This window comes from Borreliella spielmanii (assembly GCF_014201705.1).
GTDB classification, from domain to species: Bacteria; Spirochaetota; Spirochaetia; order Borreliales; family Borreliaceae; genus Borreliella; species Borreliella spielmanii.
The window spans coordinates 134,588-154,556 of sequence record NZ_JACHFA010000001.1 but is presented as its reverse complement, the minus strand read 5'-3'; the positions used below and the strand labels follow the sequence as shown (position 1 = coordinate 154,556).

Here is a 19,969-nt window from a genome sequence, read left to right as displayed (position 1 = left end):
TTGTCGGATTTGGAAAAGAAATATTCGAAGCTGATAGAGAGTATTATTACTAATTTGGGGGATAGAAAATCTCTTAGTTTTAGTGAATTATCAAATTTGCTTCCTGATGACATATTAGAACCAGAGATTCTTGATTGTATTTGCTCAGTGCTTGAGGATAAGGGAATAAGTTTGGTTAATAAAATTTCGGAATTAGATCTAGTTGGCACCGAAGATGGAAATGAAGAAGAGGAAGAAATGGAGATTGATTCTGATAGAAGCTTTATAGTTTTAGATGATGGTTTTCAAAGTGACGAAGAAGATGTTGATATTGATGTCAAGCTGGATGATTGTGATGAAGAAGGTATTTCTGTTAAGGATGACTTAGGTTCAGGATATATTAAAAGTAATGTTTTAAAGGATAGTCATTCAGAAGATCCAATAAAGCTTTATTTAAAAGAAATAGGAAAAGAGTTCTTATTAACAGGAAATCAAGAAGTTGAACTTGCAAAGCAAATGGATTCTGGGGAGAGTATAATTGAGAATATTCTTAAAAATGAGGGACTTGTTATAGAAAACTATTATAATCTTGTTAATACTATTTATTCAAGAATGGAAAGGGAAGAATTTTTCAAAAGAGAAAAGGATAGAGATAAAGAGAGTAACCCTGATTACTATAATAAAAAAAAAAGAATTGCCTCTTTTTATAAAATTCCTTTAAAACCAATTCAAGATCGTTTGATAAGTTATGTAGATAATAAGCATAGGGTATATGAGCTTGGGGGAGATATTTTTGAAAAGAATTTAAAAAAGGAGAGATTAGCCCTAAAAGAGCTTTTACGAGATATTCCCTTGTATCAAGATGAATTAAGGATCTTTTCAGATGATTATATTGATTCTGCTAATAAAATAAGGGATTTGCAAAGACAGCAAAGAATAATTCTAAGTAGGTTGAAAATTGAAAAAATAAGAGATTTAAGGGTGCTTGGAAGAGATTTGACTATTGCTGAAAAAAGGATAGAGATAGAAAAATCTCTTAAATTAAAAGAAGATGCTATTAAAGAGCAAATTACAGAGGCTCAGCTTGCTCAAAAAGAACTTGAGAGAATTGAAATGTATTATGAATATCCAATGGATAAAATAATAAGCATGTCTGAAGAGATTGCCAAAGGAAAACAAATGATGCAACATGCTAAAGATCAGTTGATTAAGGCTAATTTAAGGCTTGTTGTAAGCATTGCTAAAAAATATGCAAACAGAGGTCTTCATTTTTTTGACCTTGTTCAAGAAGGTAATATTGGATTAATTAAAGCTGTTGAAAAGTTTGAATATAAGAGGGGGTTTAAGTTTTCAACCTATGCTACTTGGTGGATTAGACAGGCCATAACAAGATCTATTTCCGATCAAGCTCGAACAATTAGAGTTCCTGTACATATGATTGAACAAATAAATAGACTTAACAGGGAAACTAGGTATTTAATTCAAGTTTTAGGGAAAGACCCTACAGATGAAGAGCTCTCAGACAGACTTGGGTGGGAGCTTAAAAAGGTTAAAACTGTAAAAAGTGTTTCAAGAGAGCCTGTTTCTCTTGAAACACCAATTGGGGAAGAGGAAGATTCTGTTCTTAGTGATTTTATTGAGGATAAGGCAATAAAAAATCCTGCGAATCACACGTCCTTTGTAGTTTTGCAAGATCAAATAAGAGCAATTCTTGGAACTCTTCCTGAAAGAGAGCAAGAAGTTGTAAAAATGAGATTTGGACTTGAAGATGGTTATTCTTTAACTCTTGAAGAGGTTGGGCTTCATTTTAATGTTACAAGAGAAAGAATTAGGCAGATTGAGTCTAAGGCATTAAGGCGGCTTAAAAATCCTAAAAAAACTCAAAAATTAAAAGATTATCTTGAAGATTTAAATTAAACAATGGGGGATTGATGGAGAATAATATTGATACATTAAAAAAACTTGAAGTTATATATAAGTCTAAATTTGAGCTTGAGGAAAGGAGAAAAAGTATTCCTAAGTATTTAGAGATGAAAAAAATTCAGATTGAAGAATTATCTAAAGTTCTTATTGATTTACAACAAAAGTTTAAGGAATATCAAAAAGAAGATTCTGCTTTAAAGTTAGATATTCAAGATATTAATTTCAGAAAGAGTAGGGCAGAAGAAAAAATTGATAGCATTAAAACGCAAAGAGAATATGAGGCTCTTGAAAAAGAACTTCAGATTATTATTGACGATGAAGTTACAGTTAGAAAAAAGATGACACATGTTAATGGACTTAAAGCTAAAATAGAAAAGGAAATATCAGATGTTAATGAAAAGCATAGCAAAGAAGAGGAATGTTTTAGGTCTGAAAGCAATAGTTTAGAGTTAGAGCTTTTAGAAATTAAAAAGAAACTTTTAGAAATAGAGAGTGAAGAGTTAAATTGCGCTTCTAAAATGAATGAGGATTTTTTATTTAAATTTCAAAGAATAATAAGAAATAAATCAAATGGAGTTGTGCCTTTAATTAATAATGTTTGCAAAGGTTGTCATATGATACTTCCTATTGAATTTGCAAATAAAGTAAGACGTGAACCCAATGATATTAAATTTTGTCCTTATTGCAGTAGAATACTCTATTATCAGGATAAAATTCGAATAAGTGATGAAATAATTCCTGGTAGTTTGGCGGATCTTGTTGAATAAAATTTATTAATTTGATACTTTTTATTTAAGCTGACAGCCAGCCATCGCTTAGTTTTATAATAATTAAAGCTTAAGAGGAAAGTCCGAGCTCCAATAAGAACATAATGCTAGGTAATGCCTAGGGGTTTTAAACCTAAGAAAGTGTCGCAGAAAATTACCGCCATAAAAGGTAAGGGTGAAAAGGTGAGGTAAGAGCTCACCGCTTATTTAGCAATAAATATAGGCAAGATAAACCTCATTAGGAGCAAGATCAAGTATATAAGCTTTCTTTGTTCTTGAGAGCATGCTTATGGGTAGATCGCATGATTTTTTTAGCAATAAAAAAACAAGAGAGATGATGGCATAGTACAGAACTCGGCTTATGGGTGTCAGCTTAATTTTATAAACCTAAAAGAGAGTTTCAAATGGAAATAAGATATTTAAGATATGTTTTTTATTTATTTATGATTTTCATTTTTATATTTTTAATTTATTATATTTTATCATATTTTAAATCTTTTTCTAATTCTTATTTAAAAGCAGGGCCAACGCAGGTTGATTTGCTTTTGCTATGGGATAAAAAAGAATATAAAGAAATAATAGATTATGCTGAGAATGATATTAAAAATCATAGATTTGATTTTAATTTAAATTTGCTTTTGGGATTTTCATATTTTTATTATTCTTTAATAGTAAATGAAGGATATTTAAAAGGAGAATTTTTAGATAAATCCATAGAAAGATTAAGATTTTTAATTTCTATAAATAATGGAGTTTCTATAGGCCCTTTATATTATATATTAGGAAAAGCATATTCTCATAAAGGAGAGTTTTATAGTGAACTTGCTGTAAAATTTTTGAAGAAGGCTTTAAGTGTTGATAATTTTGATTTTATGAACATTAAGGAAGATATTTTTGAATATTTGGGATATTCGTATCAACTTTTAAGAGATTACAAGTCCAGTTTAAAGTTTTTTGAAAAAGCTTATAATCAGAATAAATCTGATTTAGTTCTTTGGAGTTTGGCTTATGTTAATTATAAGTTAAATGATATAAACAAAAGCATCGAGTATATAAAAAAAATAATAGAAGAAGAGAAAGGCAAATTGTCAAAAGGTGAGAAAACGGATGAAAATTTAATTCAAAAGGTATATTTGCTTTATGGAGACATTCTATTAGATAAAGGTGACTATGACAATGCTTTTAATTACTATAATAAAGTTCTAGAAATTAATAGTTCAAATTCTAGTGTTTATGTTAAAATAGGAGATATATATAGGAAGAGAGATAAAGATTATCCTAAAGCTAGAAAATACTGGAGAGAAGCTCTCAATCTCAATCCTTATTTAGAAGCAGCAAGAGAGAGGCTTGGAATTACTTTGGAAGATTTTTAGGGAGGTTGATTTTGAATTTGTTTAAGTCTTTTTTGATAGATATTGGTATTGATCTTGGAACATGTAATACGTTAGTTTATATTAAAGATTATGGTGTGGTTATGAGTGAGCCTTCTGTTGTTGCAATAGATATTACTAAGGGGAATAAAGTCGTTGCAGTTGGCCGAAATGCTAAAAAAATGCTTTGGAAAACTCCAGAAAATATTAAAGCTGTGCGACCGCTTAGAGATGGGGTTATTGCTGATATTGAAAATACAGAGAAGATGATTAAGTATTTTATTAATCAAATTTTTTCTCGTAAAAAATTGTTTTTTAAGCCGAGAATGGTAATAGGTGTTCCAACTTGCATTACAGAGGTTGAACGAAGAGCTGTAAAAGAGAGTGCAATGAATGCTGGCGCAAGAGAAGTTAAGGTAATAGAAGAATCCCTTGCAGCTGCTATTGGATCTGATATTCCTATTTTTGAACCTACAGGACACATGGTGTGTGACATTGGGGGTGGAACTACAGAAATATCGGTTATTTCTCTTGGTGGTATGGTTGTAAGTAGAGCGATTAGGACTGGTGGTGACGAATTTGATGAGAGCATAATAAAGTATATGAGAAATTCTCACAATATTATAATTGGTCAACAGACAGCAGAAAAATTGAAAATTAAGATAGGAAATGTATATCCTGATATTCAAAATTTAAGGGTAGAAAAAATAGATATTAAGGGTACAGATGCTGTAACTGGTCTTCCTAGAAAGCAGCTTGTTGATTCTATGGAAGTAAGAGAGTCTTTACAAGAGCCTATTAATATTGTTGTGGATGAAGTTAAGCGTACCCTTGGTGCAACGCCTCCAGAGCTTGCTACAGACATTGTTGAGCGTGGCATCATTTTGACAGGAGGGGGAGCTCTTCTTAAGGGTTTAAATAGGCTTCTTTCAAAAGAGACTGGAGTTCCTGTTTATGTTGCAGATAATCCGCTGCTCTCTGTGGCTGTTGGTGCTGGTTTATTTTATGATTATGCTAATAGAATAGATATTAGTAAGAATATTTACAGTTTTATCAATGAATAAGTTATGAATTTTCTTGTTAAATTCAAGAATTTTATCAAAGTGCTTTTAGTATTGATAGTTTCTCTTGTTTTTATGATTTATGATTCAAGTAGTATTCAAAGGAGAAAACCAGATAATTTTTTATTTTTTACTCTTAATTCTTATATTCAAAGTAGAATGCATGGGATTTTTAGTTTTATTTCCAATGTTTTTAAAACCGTAAATGAATACAAGAATTATAAGGACAAGATAGAATTTTATAAAAAAAGGATACAACAGCTTGAAATAGTAACTCAAAATATACAGTCACTAAGGCAAGAGAATGTTCGTCTTAAGGAGCAATTAAATTTTTATTCGTCAAGTTCTAGTGATTTTATTTCAGCAGAGATTATATATCTAAATTATTCAAATATATCGACATTAATGGCTATTAATAAAGGATTCAATGATGGGATAGAAAAGGATATGATAGCAGTTGCATATCAAGATGGATTTAGTGGTCTTGTAGGTAAAGTTGTAAAGGTTTATTCTAATACTGCTAAAATTTTGCCCTTGACCAATTATGAAAATTTCGTGTCCGCAAGGATTCAAAGTAGCAGGTTTATAGGTCTTGTAGAAGGCAATGGTTATGGTAAAAAGCTTGAAATGAATTATGTTAATAAACTTGCTGAAAAAGATTTAAAGATAGGTGATTCTATTGTTACTGCTGGGTTTAGTGAATATCCGGTTGGCATTTATATTGGAAAGATTACAAATTTTCATATTCTTGATTACAATTCTCTTTTAAAAATAGAAGTAGAACCGGCGATAGCTTTAGATAAGCTTGAATATGTTTTTCTTGTTAAAAACAACAAAGAGATTAGCGAATAATGGCATCATTTTTTACATATTTTATTTCTAGTGCGTTTTTGGGTAAAATTTTCCAACATTATTTTGCAACTTATTTTTATTTTTCAATAGATATTTTTTTAATTTTTCTAGTTTTTAATTCTTTAAATTTTATTTTTAATGTGGGACTATTATCTAGTATTTTATATGGTCTTCTTATGGACTATTTTACAGGATTACCACTTGGATTTTTTGTTTTTGGATATACATTGATATTTTATTTTAACAATAAAATAAAGTTATTAATGCCTAAAAATATGCTTAGTATGACAATATTTTTTATTCTTTCAAAAGCTATATTATGGTTTTTGGCTATTGTATTGTATGATTTTATAGATTTAAAATCTTTTAATTATTCAGTTTTTAATCTTGATCTTGTTGTAAATATAATGTTTATTAACTTTTTATATCCAATTCAAAATTATTTTACTAGAAATTTTCATTCTTTTAAAGAGGATTATTAGTGGGTGTTATAACAAATTTTAGATACAAGTTTGGTATATTATTTTTAATATTAATTATGGTGCTTTATCTAGCGATTTTATTTCAAATGCAAATCGGCAAGCATCTATTTTACGATAGAGAAGCCAATGTTTTTTTATCAAGATTAGAAAAAATTAATGCTTCAAGGGGCGAGATCTTAGACGCTAATTCTAATATTTTAGCAAATAATTTAACTATGTTTAGTTTAAAGATAAGCTTGCAACAGTATTATAATATGCCCGTTGATACTAGAAGTGAGATGATTGACTTTTTATCAAGTGTCCTAGATATTGATAAATCAATTATTTTATCTAAACTTCAAGAGCCTGGTGGATATCTCAAAGATGTTGAAATAATGGAGCTTACCCCAAAGATGTTGTTTAAAATTTCTGAAAAAAAGTTTTATTATCCTGCTCTTTTATGGACCTATTCTTTTAAGCGTAATTATTTAGTTGACGATTCATATTCGCATTCAATCGGTTATGTTGGGCAAATAAATCAAAGAGAGCTTAGAACATTTTATAATGTTAGTGGGTATGATAATACTTCCACGATTGGAAAGTTAGGTATTGAACAAGTTTATGATAATTATATTAGAGGGCAAGAAGGATTAATTAAATACAAAGTGGATTCTAAAGAGAGAAGAATAGACGATGGTTCGATTATAAGAAATATGGTACCAGGTAATAATGTTGTACTTAATATTAATAAAGATATTCAAGATCTTGCTAAGAATGCTTTGGGCAAAAGGTATGGTGCTATTGTAGTATTAAAGCCATCAACAGGCGCTGTTCTTGCTCTTCACAATTATCCTTATTATTCCATGAGAGATGTTTACAATAAACATAATAAAGAAGATTACTCTTTTTTAAATAAAGCGATTCAATCTGTTTATCCACCAGCGTCTATTTTTAAATTGGTTGTTGCTGCTGCTATTCTTGAGGAGAGAGTTATAGATAAAGATCGTAAAATTTATTGTCCTGGGTATTTTAAAGTTGGAAATAGAATTTTTCATTGTTGGAAGCCCGGTGGTCATGGGTATGTTAATTTAGAAGAGGCAATTGCGCATTCTTCTAATGTTTATTTTTATACACTTGGACTTAAGTATCTTGGGATTGATAGAATTAGAAAGTATGCAAAAGAATTCGGGTTTGGAGAAAAAACAGGAATTGATTTGCCAAATGAAGTATCTGGTCTTCTTCCTAGTCCTGAGTGGAAAGAAAAAACTTTTAATCAGTCTTGGGTGGGAGGAGATACTGTAAATTTTTCAATAGGTCAAGGATTTTTAAATGCTACTCCTATGCAGATTGTTAATATGGTTGCGATGATTGCAAATGAAGGTGTTGTATATAAGCCTAGAATTGTAAATAAAATTTTAAAGGGCGGTACGAATGAAGTTATTCTTGAGAATAAGCCAGAAATATTAAGAAAGACAAATCTTATTAGTAAGAGCACATTTAAGCTTCTAAAAAAATATATGAGAAGTGTTGTAACTTATGGTACAGCAAGATACGCAATTCTTACTAAGGCTGTTAAAGTTGGAGGCAAAACAGGTACTGGTCAAACCGGTATAGATGGTTTTGAAAATAGTTCTTTTATTGGACTTGCTCCTTATAACGGTTCAGCTGATAATCAAATTATTGTTTTTAGTTTGGTTGAGGCAAAAAGCAATGTGGATTGGTGGCCTGCAAAATCTACAGATTTAATAATGCAAGGTATTTTTGCAAATCAAAGTTATGAAGATATTCTTAAAGGCTATAGGCCATGGTATCTTAGGTAAATTAATGGTTTTTAGAAAAAATTATGATTATTTGGTTTTGATAAGCTTGTTTATAGTTTCTATTGTTGGTATATTGTTGATTTATTCTAGCGATTATAATATTAGTGGATCTTTAACTAAGAATGAATATATAAAACAAACATTTTGGGTAATTATTGGATTTTTTCTAATTTTTATAGTGGGTAAATATGATTTAAAATTTGTTTATAGTATGATATATCCTTTATATTTTTTATTAATATTGGCTTTAATTTTTACTGCATTTTTTGGAACTACTGTAAATGGAGCAAGATCTTGGATTGGTATATGGAAACTTGGGGGACAACCTTCTGAATTGGGTAAAGTTATTGTTATTTTAACACTTTCAAAATTTTATAATGAAAAGAAAGGTTATAATGAATTTTTTATTTTTATTGCTGCATTTTTGTTAATTTTTCCATCGGTAATTCTTATATTATTGCAACCCGATTTTGGTACAGCGATAGTGTATTTAACTATTTTTATATTTATTTCGTTTTTTGCAGGAATAGATTTACATTATGTTTTAGCATTTACATTGATAGGGTTTTTTTCTTTCGTTTTTGCAATTTTACCAGTTTGGTATGAATATAAGGTAAATATGGGTAATGTATTTTATCTTATATTCTCAAATCCTTTTTATTTTAGAATAATAATGGGGGTGTTGCTTTTAATACTTTTGATTTCTGTTTTAGGGTTTTTTATTACTAAATATGGTTTAAGTATTAAAATAATTTATTTTTATGTGTTTTTTGCAAGTTCTATTTTATTGGTTTCAATAGTGTTTTCAAAAGTCCTTTCAAAGTTAATGAAAACTTATCAAATTAAACGGTTTTTAGTATTCTTAGATCCGGCTATTGATGCTAAAGGTGCTGGTTGGAATTTAAATCAAGTTAAGATAGCAATTGGTTCTGGCGGTCTTTTAGGTAAGGGATTTTTAAAGGGACCTTATACCCATGCTAATTATGTGCCGTCTCAAAGCACAGATTTTATTTTCTCTATTCTTGCCGAGGAGTTTGGATTTTTAGGTGTTAGTACAATTTTATTATTATTTTTTTTTATTTTTTTTAGATTTTTAATAATAATGAATAAATGTCAAGATAGGTATATGGCTTTAGTAATATCTGGAATTTTAGGACTTTTATTTTTTCACACTTCTTTTAATGTTGGAATGTCTTTAGGGATTCTCCCTATTACTGGGATTCCTTTTCCTTTCCTATCTTATGGGGGTTCTTCTACTATTACATTTTTTTTAGCAATGTCTTTTTATTTTAATATTGAATCAATAGTTGCTATGGATTGAGAATTTATTTTTAAATTTTTTCTTTTCTTATCTCTATTTTTTTAGAAAATTTTTTTGTATATTTTAATTTAGTAATTATAAATATTTGGGATAGGTATTTTTGCGTAAAAGTGATGAATGTGAATTTTAATTTTTTAATAAAACTCGAAAGATTAAAGGTGTTGTTGTGAGTAAAGATTTAGATAAAGAAGATATTCTTTATAAAAAAAGACATTCAATAGCTCATGTTATGGCAGAAGCTGTGTGTGATTTATTTCCAAATACTAAGATTGCAATAGGGCCCCCTATTAAAGATGGTTTTTATTATGATTTTGAATTTAAAAAGCAAATCACAGAAGATGCTCTTTTAGATATAGAAAAGAGAATGAGGGAGATTTTAAAGACTGGAAGTTCTTTTGAAAAAGAATTAATAAGCGTAGAACAGGCTCTTGAAATTTTTAAAGATGAGCCTTATAAGATTGATTTGATTAAAAATTTTGATTTACAAAATGAAATTTCTATTTACAAGAGTCATAATTTTGTCGATCTTTGTAGGGGACCTCATGTTGACAATATGAATAAAATTGATCCAAAGGCATTTAAGCTTACTAGTATTGCTGGAGCTTATTGGCGGGGTAATGAAAAAAATACAATGCTTACTAGAATTTATGGAACTTTATGGAATAATGAAAAAGAGCTAAGATCTTATCTTAATTTGAGAGAGGAAATAAAAAAAAGAGATCATAGAAAGCTTGGAAAAGAGCTTGATTTATTTTCTATTCATGAAGAGATTGGGCCAGGACTTGTTTTTTTTCATCCCAATGGAGCCAAAATAAGAGCTTTAATAGAAGATTTTTGGAGAGAAGAGCACTCTAAAAATGGGTATGATATTCTTTTTAGTCCTCATATTGGCAAATCTTGGCTTTGGCAAACTTCTGGACACTTAGACTTTTATAAGGATAGCATGTTTGAAAAAATAGAAATGGATAAAAGTGATTATTACCTTAAACCTATGAATTGTCCTTTTCATATTGCAATTTACAATACAGGTAAGCATTCTTATAGAGATTTACCATTTAGATGGGCCGAGCTTGGCACTGTATATCGTTATGAAAAGATAGGTGCTTTGCATGGCATGATGAGAGCTAGAGGTTTTACTCAGGATGATGCTCATATTATATGCACTCATTCTCAAGTTGTAGATGAGATTAAAGAAGTTCTTAGGTTTGCTATTTATATGTGGAGTAAATTTGGCTTTAACAGCTTAAAGGCATATCTTTCTACAAAGCCTGAAAAGTTTGTTGGAAATGATTCTGATTGGGAAATGTCTTTAAAAGTTCTTGAAGAGGCTTTAAGTAGTTTTAAAGTTCCTTATGAAATTGATAAAGGGGGAGGTGCTTTTTATGGGCCTAAAATTGATCTTAAGATAGTTGATTCGCTTGAGAGAGAGTGGCAGATGAGTACAGTTCAATTTGATTTTAATCTTCCTGAAAGATTTAATATGACTTATACTGCTGAGGATGGTAAAGAAAAAAGACCATTTATGATTCATCGAGCCTTATTAGGGTCTATTGAAAGATTTTTTGGAATTCTTATAGAGCACTACGGTGGAGCGTTTCCTTTATGGTTATCTCCTATTCAAGCGGTAATCATTCCTGTTAATAATGCTGTAGAAGATTATGCTATTAAGGTTCTTAATAAATTTAAAAATGAGGGGATTAGAATAAAACTTGATAATACTTCCTCAAGAATGAATGCTAAAATTAGGGAATATCAGGCTAAAAAAATACCTTATATGTTTATAATTGGCGAGAGAGAAGCAACAGAAGAAAAAATATCTATTAGAACAAGAACAAATGAGCAAATAAATGGAATTAAACTTGATGAAGCTTTTGAATTTATTTTATTAAAAATAAGAGATAAGGAGATTTGATAAATTGAATAATTTAATTAAAGTTATTACTCCTAATAAAATAACATTAGCTAGGATTATACTTTCCTTTATCATATTAATTTTATTTTTTTTGGAAAATATATTTTTTCCATATTTGTTTTTTGGAATTATTTGGTTTTTAATAATTTTTAATGAATTTACTGACTTTATTGATGGGTATCTTGCAAGAAAATATGGTCTTGTTAGTAATGTGGGCAAAATTTTAGATCCTTATGCGGATGTTTTGCAGCATTTAACATATTTTGTTTTTTTCTTTTACAAAGGAATAACTCCGTATTATTTTTTTGTAATATTTGTTTATCGTGAAATTTCTATTGGTTTTGTTAGAAATTTAATTATTCAGTTTAATATAGTTCAACAAGCCAATTTTTTGGGAAAATTGAAGTCAATTCTTTATGCTGTTTGTACTTTTGCAAGTCTTTTGTTTTATACTTTAAATCAACTCAACTTTACAGAATCAATTCAAAATTTTATTAGCGGCATTTTAAATTTTGAATTTAAATTTTTATTTATTGTCCAAGTAATGTATGTTTGTGCTGCGTTTTTTGCAATTTTATCGTTTTTAGATTATTTATTAATATTCTTGAATATAAAAAAATATGAAAATAAATAAGACATTAATTTTGCTATTTTTATTTATAAAATTTTCTTCTATTCAAGCTCAAGCAAATCAAGTATTAACGGAAATTAGTTCGGTGAGTATTTTAAGTAAAAATGGGAAAGGTAGTGTTTATTTAAAAGTTAGCAAATCTTCTGATTATATTTTAACCTTAGATAAGAGTTCAAATTCTGATTTTGTTTTTAAAATTTATGATATTTCTAATAAAAAGTACATAACTGATAAAATAAAAAGCAAAGATTTTAAAATAAAGTTAGATCAAAATACTCTTTATGCAATAATATATGTTGGCAGTAAGAATGAAAAAATAAAATTTTCGCTTACAGATTTAGATTTTTCAATTTTGAGTAGCGATTCCTTGAAAGCCAAGGCATCTAAAGTTAAAAAAGAAAATTTATTTTTTACTTTAAAAGATTTACCTGTTTTAAATTTAACTAGCAAGCTTAAAAAGTATGTATTAAGAATTTATAAAAGTAATATTTATATTGCTTATCAGTTAGAAAATAGCGATGACATTAAAGTTGCTGAGTTTATTGAGGATGTTGGTTGGTTTAATCTTGATTCATCTGTTAATGGAAATATTATTAATATAGTTAATTTTGATTTTTCAATTAATTCAAAAGGAAATTTATATATTGCTTTTGTTACGAAATCGGGGACTGATTTTGCTAGTGAGCTTGTAGTTAAAAAATTTAATAGTAGAAAATGGATTGATATTAGTCCTGGATACATAGAAAATTTTGGATCTTTATTAAATATTAGCATTGATTTAAAAGATAGGTTGTATTTAGCATATTTAAGAGAAATTGGAGATGAATATAAAATAAATTTAATTTCAAATATGGGTTACGGAAGTGTTTGGACTGATGTAATACATACTTATTTAAGCAAAGGTGATTCTAATGTTAATTCATCAAACATTGGGCTAATATCTGAGCCTTTTTTAGGTATTTTTTATAATTATAAGTCAAACAATGAGATTAAATCTGAATTTATTGTAAACAATGAGAATGCTTGGGTAAATGCAAACATTTCTTCTGTTTATATGGCTAATTTTATTAAAGGGTTTTTTGATTCTAATTTTAATCAAATAGTTATGAGTTTTGTTTCTGAAAATAGACCTATTGTAAGCATTTGTCCTTTAAAAAGCAATAGATGGATTAATATAAGTCCTAATGTTGAAATGGAAGGTTCAAGTATTGATATTGGGTTTTATAAAAATAATTTGTTTTTAGCTTTTGAAGACAATAATAATGTGCGGTTAATTTATTTTAAGAATAAAAATTGGTATTTTTTAAATAAGTTGGATTATTTTAAGAGTAATGTTACTAGTCCTCAGATTGGGGTTTATGGTAATCATGGACTTGTGGTCTCTACTTTAAGCACTAATTCCAATGAATTATTTTTTACTTTGGTTTGCCAATGAAATTAATTCAAAGTAAGACCTAGTTTCAAGGTTTTCTTTCAATCCAAAAATATTGATGATGTTATCAATTTCTTTTTTTGCTAAATCTATGTCATTTTGATTGTTAATTATTTTTTCTATTTCTAAAAAAAATCCAAGATTTTTTACTTCGTTTATTTCTACATTTAAATTATTAGTTTGATAAATTAAACTTTTTTTTATTTTTTTGTATAGCTTTTTAAATTTAAGTTCTTTAAGAAGTATTAAAAAATTGTTAGTGTTATTTATTTTAAATTCTATTTCTTTATTAATTTCTATAGCATTGTTTTTGTCCAATATTTTTTTTTTAAATGTGACAATTTTTTCTAGAGTATTTAATTTTCTTATTCTTATAATTTTTTTGGGGTTTGAGTAATAGATGTCGGTTTTTATTTCTTCTTTAATAAACTTGAATTTTTTATTTGCTAACTTAATAATTCTTTTTACCTCTTTTGGGGGAATAAATGCTTTTGATTCTACTTCGAACATATATTAAAAATAATGTAATTATGATAATATTTCAATGTTAAAATATTATGCTATATAAGATGAATTTTTAATAATTTAAACAACTTTTTGTATGATATGTTGAAATTTGAATTTAGCGACAGGTTTTTACTTTTTAGTTATTTTCTTTTAATTATGCTTGTAGGCTCTCTTTTGTTAATGCTGCCTATTTCTTGGGGAGGTGATGGCAAATTAGCATACATCGATGCTCTTTTTACTGCTGTTTCTGCTGTAAGTATTACGGGTCTTACAACGGTTAAAATAGAAAGTTTTTCTACTTTTGGATTTATTTTGATAATGCTACTAGTCCAGCTTGGGGGGCTAGGCTTTATAAGCATTACCACTTTTTATTTGCTTATACCTAAAAAGAAAATGAATTTAACAGATGCAAGAATAATAAAGCAGTATTCCCTTTCAAATATAGAATATAATCCTATTAGAATTTTAAAAAGCATATTGTTTATAACTTTTTCAATTGAAATGATAGGTTTAATATTAATACTTATTTGTTTTAAACTTAGGGGAGTTAGTATTTCATTCTTAGAGGCTTTATTTACTACAATTTCTGCTTTTTGTAATGCAGGTTTTTCTATGCATTCTGAGAGTATTTATGCATGGCGAGATGTTCCTGAAGCTATAGTTGTGGTTTCTATTTTAATAATTTGTGGTGGGCTTGGGTTTATGGTCTACAGAGATGTAAAGAATACTATTAAGAATAAAAAAAAATTATCACTTCATGCCAAAATAGTTTTTTCTTTAAGTTTTGTTTTAATTGTAATTGGTGCAATTTTATTCTTTTTTACAGAGATGCATAAATTAAAAGATGGTTATTCAATAGGGACTCTAATATTTAATTCAATTTTTTATTCTATTAGTACTAGAACAGCTGGTTTTAATTATCTTGATAATTCTTTAATAAGTGGAAGAACTCAAATAGTTTCTCTGCCATTTATGTTTATTGGTGGGGCACCCGGATCAACTGCAGGAGGAATTAAGATTACAACATTTTTTTTAATTATATTAGCTGTTGTTAAAAATCAAAACGGCAATGGATATATTATTGGGTCTTACAAGGTTTCAATAGATAGTATAAGATTTGCACTTTTATTTTTTGCAAGAGCTATTTTTATTGTAAGTTTTTCTTTTTTTATGCTTCTTTTTTTTGAGGGAGGATCTGGCAATTGGAAAGTTATTGATTTGGGTTATGAAGTATTTTCTGCTTTTGGAACAGTTGGTCTTTCAGTTGGAGTAACTCAGGATTTGTCATTTTGGGGTAAAGTCATTATAATTTTTACTATGTTTGCGGGACGAATAGGGCTTTTTTCGATGGCTGTTTTTGTTTCAAGAAAGTCACGTTTTGAAGAATTTACAAGGCCAAGGCAGGATATTTTGGTTGGTTGAAATATGAAAACATTTGTTATTATTGGACTTAGTAATTTGGGAATTCATTTGCTTGAAGATTTAAGCAGACTTGATTGTCAAATTATTATTATAGATACATCTAAAGAGCTTATTGAAGAATATGATGTGATATCTACAGAAAGCTTTGTTGTTGAACAATTTACTAAAAATGCTTTGAAAAGAATAATTCCTGTAGATACAGATGCTGTTGTGATTGATTTTGATGATGATCTGGGCAAAAGTGCCCTTGTAACTCATTATTGTAATCTTTTAGGTTTGAAGGAAATATGCGTTAAGACAGAAAATAGGGATGATGCTGAAATATTAAAAACTCTTGGTGCAACAAAAATTATATTTCCAAGTAAAGATGCCGCAAGAAGATTAACCCCATTATTAGTATCTCCTAATCTTTCAACTTATAATATTATTGGGTATGATATTATTGTTGCTGAAACTGTTATTCCTAAAGAATATGTTGGAAAAACTCTTTTTGAAGCTGATCTTAGAAGGGAATGCGGTATTACAGTGATTGCTGTTAGAAATTTAAGTAATTCTAGATATGAATTTGTTGATGGTGATTATTTTTTTTTAAAAGATGATAAAATTGTAATTTGTGGGAAACCGGATAGTATTGAAAATTTTACAAACAATAAAGATTTAATTAAAGATTTAATTTCGGTTTCTAAAGAGGATGAAAGTTTAAGCAAAGATACTGAAAAGAAATCGAGGTTTGTGGGGATTTTTAATTTTATGAAAATTTTTCAAAAAGATCGTAAGGATAATTAGGATTTAATAATGACTAAAATCATTCCTGTAGCAAGTGGTAAAGGTGGTGTTGGAAAAACATCTTTTGTTGCAAATATTGGTTATAAGCTTTCTAGTTTAGGTAAAACTGTAATACTTGTTGATCTTGATCTTGGTGGTTCTAATCTACATACTTGTTTGGGTGTTAAAAATAAGGGTGTAGGTATTGGTTCTTTTATTAATAAAAAGGATAAAAGTTTTTCGGATTTAGTGTGTAAAACACCTTATGATAAACTTTATCTGATTCCAGGTGATGCTCTTTATACAGGAACAGCTAATCTTTCTTTTTCTGTTAAGAAAAAGATTGTAGAATCTATTCAGAATGATCTTGTTGCTGATTTTATTTTTTTAGATTTAGGATCTGGAACTTCTTATAATACAATAGATTTTTATTTAGCATCTTATAGTGGTGTGATTGTTACAGTTCCAGAAACCCCCTCTATACTTAATGCTTATTCTTTTTTAAAGAATGCTCTTTATCGCCTTTTATATTTAGGCTTTCCTCAGAAAAGTCCTGAGCGCGATTATATTGCTAATTTTTTTAAAGATAAGATTGAAGGAACAAAACTTGGATTTAAAGATTTAGTTGTTGGGATTGAACTTATTTCTTTAAGTTCTTCTTTGAAGGTTAAGAAGATGATGAATAATTTTTATCCTAGAGTAGTGTTAAATAGAATAGAAACTAGCGAAGAGATTGCTATGTGTGAAAATTTGATTAATGTTGTTAAGAATAATATTAATATACCAATAGAGTTTATAGGCTTTGTGCCTTTTGCAAAAAGTTTTAGAGAGGCTATTAATAATAGAATGCCATTTATTGATTTTGAGAAGAATTCAAAGTTGAATAAATATTTTGAATTCATAGCTGGTAATTTAATTAAATCACCTGTTGAAGGTTCTCCTTATATTTATGATGACATATACGATATGATTAAAGATCAAAGTCAATTTATTAGAAAGTAATTTATAATACTATAAAGGAGTATTTGCTGTGTATAGAATTAAAAATGAAAATTTAGATTTTAAAATAGACAGTTTGGGGGAATGCAAGCAAAACAATCCTTTGATTGATTTTTATGCTAGCGAGGGTTCTTCACATTTTGTTAATGAAAAAAATAAAATTAAATTTAGTGTATATAGAAATGAAGATGAGGGAGATAGGTACGAAGATGTTCTTTTAGAAAAAGCTGGACCTAGAGAAAAAATTTATTTTGTGCCCAGACATGTTAAGGCTGCTATTACTACTTGTGGTGGACTTTGTCCCGGTTTTAACGATGTTATTCGTTCTATTGTGCGAACTTTATGGAAAATTTATGGTGTTCGCAATATTTATGGGGTAAAATTTGGATATCAAGGGCTTCTTCCTGAGTCAAATTCACCTTTTATTAATCTTAATCCAGATGTTGTTGATGATATTAATAAATTTGGAGGTACTATTCTTGGCTCTTCAAGGGGTGGTATTAAACCTGTGGAAATAGTTGATACTTTAGAGAGAATGAACATTAATATGATTTTTAACATAGGTGGAGATGGTACCCAAAAGGGATCTCTTCTTATTGCTGAGGAGATAGAAAAAAGAAATTTAAAAATAGCAGTTGTGGGCATTCCTAAAACTGTGGATAATGATTTTATGTTTGTTCAAAAATCTTTTGGATTTGAGACTGCTGTAGAACAAGCGGTTGCAGCTGTTGCTGGTGCTCATTTTGAAGCTAATAGTGCTTATAATGGCATTGGACTTGTTAAAGTTATGGGACGAGATTCTGGCTTTATTGCTGCTCATACTGCGCTTTCTTCTAATGATGTTAATTTTTGTTTAATTCCAGAGCTTGATTTTGACATAGAAGGTCCTAATGGATTTCTTGTTCATCTTGAAAGACGACTTTTAGAGAAGGAAAGTTTAGAAGAAATTCCCCATGCAGTAATATTGATAGCAGAAGGAGCAGGTCAAAAGTATTTTGATCATTTCCCTCGTAAGAAAGACGATTCTGGGAATTTGCTTTATGAGGATATTGGACTTTATATTAAAGATAAAATTACAGAATATTTTAAAGCAAAGAATATACAATTTACCCTTAAATATATTGATCCTAGTTATATTATTAGAAGTTCGCCTGCTAATGCTAGTGATTCGCTTTATTGTGCTAGACTTGGGTCTAACGCTGTTCATGCTGCAATGTCCGGCAAGACAAAAATGTTGATTAGTTTATGGAGTACAAAATTTGTGCACATACCAATTAAGATGGCAGTAATTGACAGAAATAAGGTTAATCCGAATGGTTCTTTTTGGAGAGATGTTCTCTCAAGCACAGGACAACCAATTAGCATGAAGAATTAAATTGAATTAAATTAATTAAATTTAAATTTTTTACTATTTGGCAGCATTTCCAGCAATATTTAATATGTCCCAGGTTCTTGAGAATGGTGGAGAATATGAGAGGTCCATCATTCCCAATTCTTTTGTTGTAAGTTTTGAATAGATTGCAATTGATAAAGCATGAATTCTTATTACAGCTCCATTTTTTCCTATTGCTTGTGCCCCAAGGATTACTTTGGTATTTTCTTCATAAATTAATTTAATATAAAGATCTTCTTGCCCTGGATAATAATTTGTATGATTTTTATCCTTTACAAAAATCGTTTTATATTTTATTTGAAGCTTTTTTGCATCGTTTTCTGTAATCCCTGTTCTTGCAGCTTCCAGAGATAGTATTTTAATTGAAGCTGAGCCCAATGTCCCTTTAAATGAAATATGATTTCCGGCTAAATTTTCACCGACTATTCTACCAAGCTTGTTAGCTGTTGTTGCTAGGGGTATGTATTCATTTTTTTTGCTTACTATATTATAAATAGTTGCACAATCTCCTGCAGAAAAAATATTTTTAATGCTAGTTTCGCCATACTCATTTACAATTATTGCTCCATTTATATTAGTTTTAAGTTGATTTTCTAAAAATTCAGTAGCGGGTTTTATTCCAGTAGCAAGTATGACAACGTCAGCTTGATAAGTATTTTTGTTTGTTACCACCCCTTCTACCTTTTTTTCTCCTATTAAGCTTTTTACAAATTCACTTGTATGAAGATCAACTCCTTTTTCTATCAGTTCTTCTTCCATTATTTTAACTATTTCTTCGTCAAAGGAATCTATTAGGATGTATTTGTCTAGTTGAATTAATCTTACATTTTTTCTTTTATTTTTTGCTGCTTCTATCATTTCAATTCCAATGTATCCAGCACCAATTATCACTATATTTTTAATCTCTTCATTATCCATTAAATTTTTTAGTTTTTGACCGTCTTCTAAATTTCTAAGTGTATAAAAATTTTCTAGATTGATATTATTTATTGCTGGGATAATAGGTTTTGCACCAGTTGCTATCATTAGTTTGTCGTAAGTATTGTTAAGAATGCTTCCTGTTTTTTGATTTTTTATTGTAATTGTATTACTTTTTGCATCTACTTTGATGACTTCGTGGTTAGTTTTAACAGAGATTCCAGTTTTTTTGAATTCTTCTTGTGTTCTTGAGATCATTGTGTTTGGATTGTCAAAAAATCCCCCTATAAAGTAAGGCAGACCACAAGCTCCAAAGGATACAATATTTGTTTTTTCATAGATAGTAATATCTAGGTTTTTGTTTAAGCGTTTTGCTTTAGCTGCGGCACTAGTTCCTGCTGATGTGCCCCCAATAATTATTATTTTCATAATTGTT

Annotated in this window: 17 protein-coding genes and 1 other RNA gene; 16 read left to right on the top strand and 2 right to left on the bottom strand. The window is 28.8% G+C overall.

The annotated features are described in order from the left end of the window. From rpoD to HNR35_RS00615, 12 genes are all read left to right on the top strand, one after another. Complete coding sequence (rpoD, locus tag HNR35_RS00670) at positions 1 to 1,896, top strand: RNA polymerase sigma factor RpoD (protein ID WP_183223277.1); 1,896 nt, start codon at positions 1 to 3, stop codon at positions 1,894 to 1,896. Between the two features lie 14 nt (positions 1,897 to 1,910). Next, entirely contained in the window at positions 1,911 to 2,669 is a 759-nt protein-coding gene (locus tag HNR35_RS00665) for a zinc ribbon domain-containing protein (protein ID WP_006433766.1), read from the top strand. 28 nt (positions 2,670 to 2,697) lie between these two features. Next, an RNA gene (gene rnpB / locus HNR35_RS00660) (RNase P RNA component class A) lies at positions 2,698 to 3,047 on the top strand. A gap of 26 nt (positions 3,048 to 3,073) precedes the next feature. Further along, positions 3,074 to 4,042 (top strand): tetratricopeptide repeat protein, encoded by a 969-nt coding sequence (locus HNR35_RS00655; RefSeq protein WP_183223275.1) that lies wholly within the window; start codon positions 3,074 to 3,076, stop codon positions 4,040 to 4,042. 11 nt (positions 4,043 to 4,053) lie between these two features. Further along, a complete protein-coding gene (locus tag HNR35_RS00650; protein WP_004789620.1) occupies positions 4,054 to 5,103 on the top strand; it encodes a rod shape-determining protein in 1,050 nt (349 codons plus the stop codon). 3 nt (positions 5,104 to 5,106) lie between these two features. Then, positions 5,107 to 5,952, top strand: a complete 846-nt coding sequence (gene mreC, locus HNR35_RS00645; protein WP_040353478.1) for a rod shape-determining protein MreC — start codon at positions 5,107 to 5,109, stop codon at positions 5,950 to 5,952. Further along, on the top strand, positions 5,952 to 6,434 hold the full coding sequence (mreD, locus tag HNR35_RS00640) for a rod shape-determining protein MreD (RefSeq protein ID WP_006433651.1): 483 nt from the start codon (positions 5,952 to 5,954) through the stop codon (positions 6,432 to 6,434). The genes mreC and mreD overlap by 1 nt, the downstream gene beginning before the upstream one ends. Further along, positions 6,434 to 8,233, top strand: a complete 1,800-nt coding sequence (mrdA, locus tag HNR35_RS00635) for a penicillin-binding protein 2 (protein WP_006433690.1) — start codon at positions 6,434 to 6,436, stop codon at positions 8,231 to 8,233. Before mreD ends, mrdA begins: the two co-directional genes overlap by 1 nt. Before the next feature lie 4 nt (positions 8,234 to 8,237). Then, positions 8,238 to 9,554 carry a rod shape-determining protein RodA gene (gene rodA, locus HNR35_RS00630; protein ID WP_183223601.1) on the top strand — a complete coding sequence of 439 codons (1,317 nt, stop codon included), beginning with the start codon at positions 8,238 to 8,240 and terminating at the stop codon, positions 9,552 to 9,554. A 166-nt stretch (positions 9,555 to 9,720) separates the two neighbouring features. Further along, positions 9,721 to 11,466 (top strand): threonine--tRNA ligase, encoded by a 1,746-nt coding sequence (gene thrS / locus HNR35_RS00625; RefSeq protein WP_183223273.1) that lies wholly within the window; start codon positions 9,721 to 9,723, stop codon positions 11,464 to 11,466. A 4-nt stretch (positions 11,467 to 11,470) separates the two neighbouring features. Then, positions 11,471 to 12,100 (top strand): CDP-diacylglycerol--glycerol-3-phosphate 3-phosphatidyltransferase, encoded by a 630-nt coding sequence (gene pgsA / locus HNR35_RS00620; RefSeq protein WP_006433735.1) that lies wholly within the window; start codon positions 11,471 to 11,473, stop codon positions 12,098 to 12,100. Further along, a complete protein-coding gene (locus HNR35_RS00615) occupies positions 12,087 to 13,532 on the top strand; it encodes a hypothetical protein (protein ID WP_183223271.1) in 1,446 nt (481 codons plus the stop codon). Before pgsA ends, HNR35_RS00615 begins: the two co-directional genes overlap by 14 nt. Here the strand turns inward: HNR35_RS00615 and cyaB are convergent. After that, positions 13,506 to 14,039, bottom strand: a complete 534-nt coding sequence (cyaB, locus tag HNR35_RS00610; RefSeq protein ID WP_183223269.1) for a class IV adenylate cyclase — start codon at positions 14,037 to 14,039, stop codon at positions 13,506 to 13,508. The genes HNR35_RS00615 and cyaB overlap by 27 nt on opposite strands. A 96-nt stretch (positions 14,040 to 14,135) precedes the next feature. Between cyaB and HNR35_RS00605 the strand changes: the two genes are divergently transcribed. Genes HNR35_RS00605 through HNR35_RS00590 form a run of 4 tightly spaced genes read left to right on the top strand, consistent with a single transcriptional unit; the run spans position 14,136 to position 18,597 of the window. Then, positions 14,136 to 15,458, top strand: coding sequence for a TrkH family potassium uptake protein (locus HNR35_RS00605; RefSeq protein ID WP_006433780.1), 1,323 nt, complete (start codon positions 14,136 to 14,138; stop codon positions 15,456 to 15,458). 3 nt (positions 15,459 to 15,461) lie between these two features. Continuing rightward, positions 15,462 to 16,244, top strand: a complete 783-nt coding sequence (locus tag HNR35_RS00600) for a potassium channel family protein (RefSeq protein ID WP_006433729.1) — start codon at positions 15,462 to 15,464, stop codon at positions 16,242 to 16,244. Between the two features lie 9 nt (positions 16,245 to 16,253). Beyond that, a complete protein-coding gene (locus tag HNR35_RS00595) occupies positions 16,254 to 17,225 on the top strand; it encodes a MinD/ParA family protein (RefSeq protein WP_183223267.1) in 972 nt (323 codons plus the stop codon). A gap of 28 nt (positions 17,226 to 17,253) precedes the next feature. After that, positions 17,254 to 18,597, top strand: a complete 1,344-nt coding sequence (locus HNR35_RS00590; protein WP_006433698.1) for an ATP-dependent 6-phosphofructokinase — start codon at positions 17,254 to 17,256, stop codon at positions 18,595 to 18,597. A 33-nt stretch (positions 18,598 to 18,630) separates the two neighbouring features. Here the strand turns inward: HNR35_RS00590 and HNR35_RS00585 are convergent, their stop codons facing one another. After that, positions 18,631 to 19,962 (bottom strand): CoA-disulfide reductase, encoded by a 1,332-nt coding sequence (locus HNR35_RS00585; RefSeq protein WP_183223265.1) that lies wholly within the window; start codon positions 19,960 to 19,962, stop codon positions 18,631 to 18,633. Between the last annotated feature and the right edge of the window lie 7 nt (positions 19,963 to 19,969).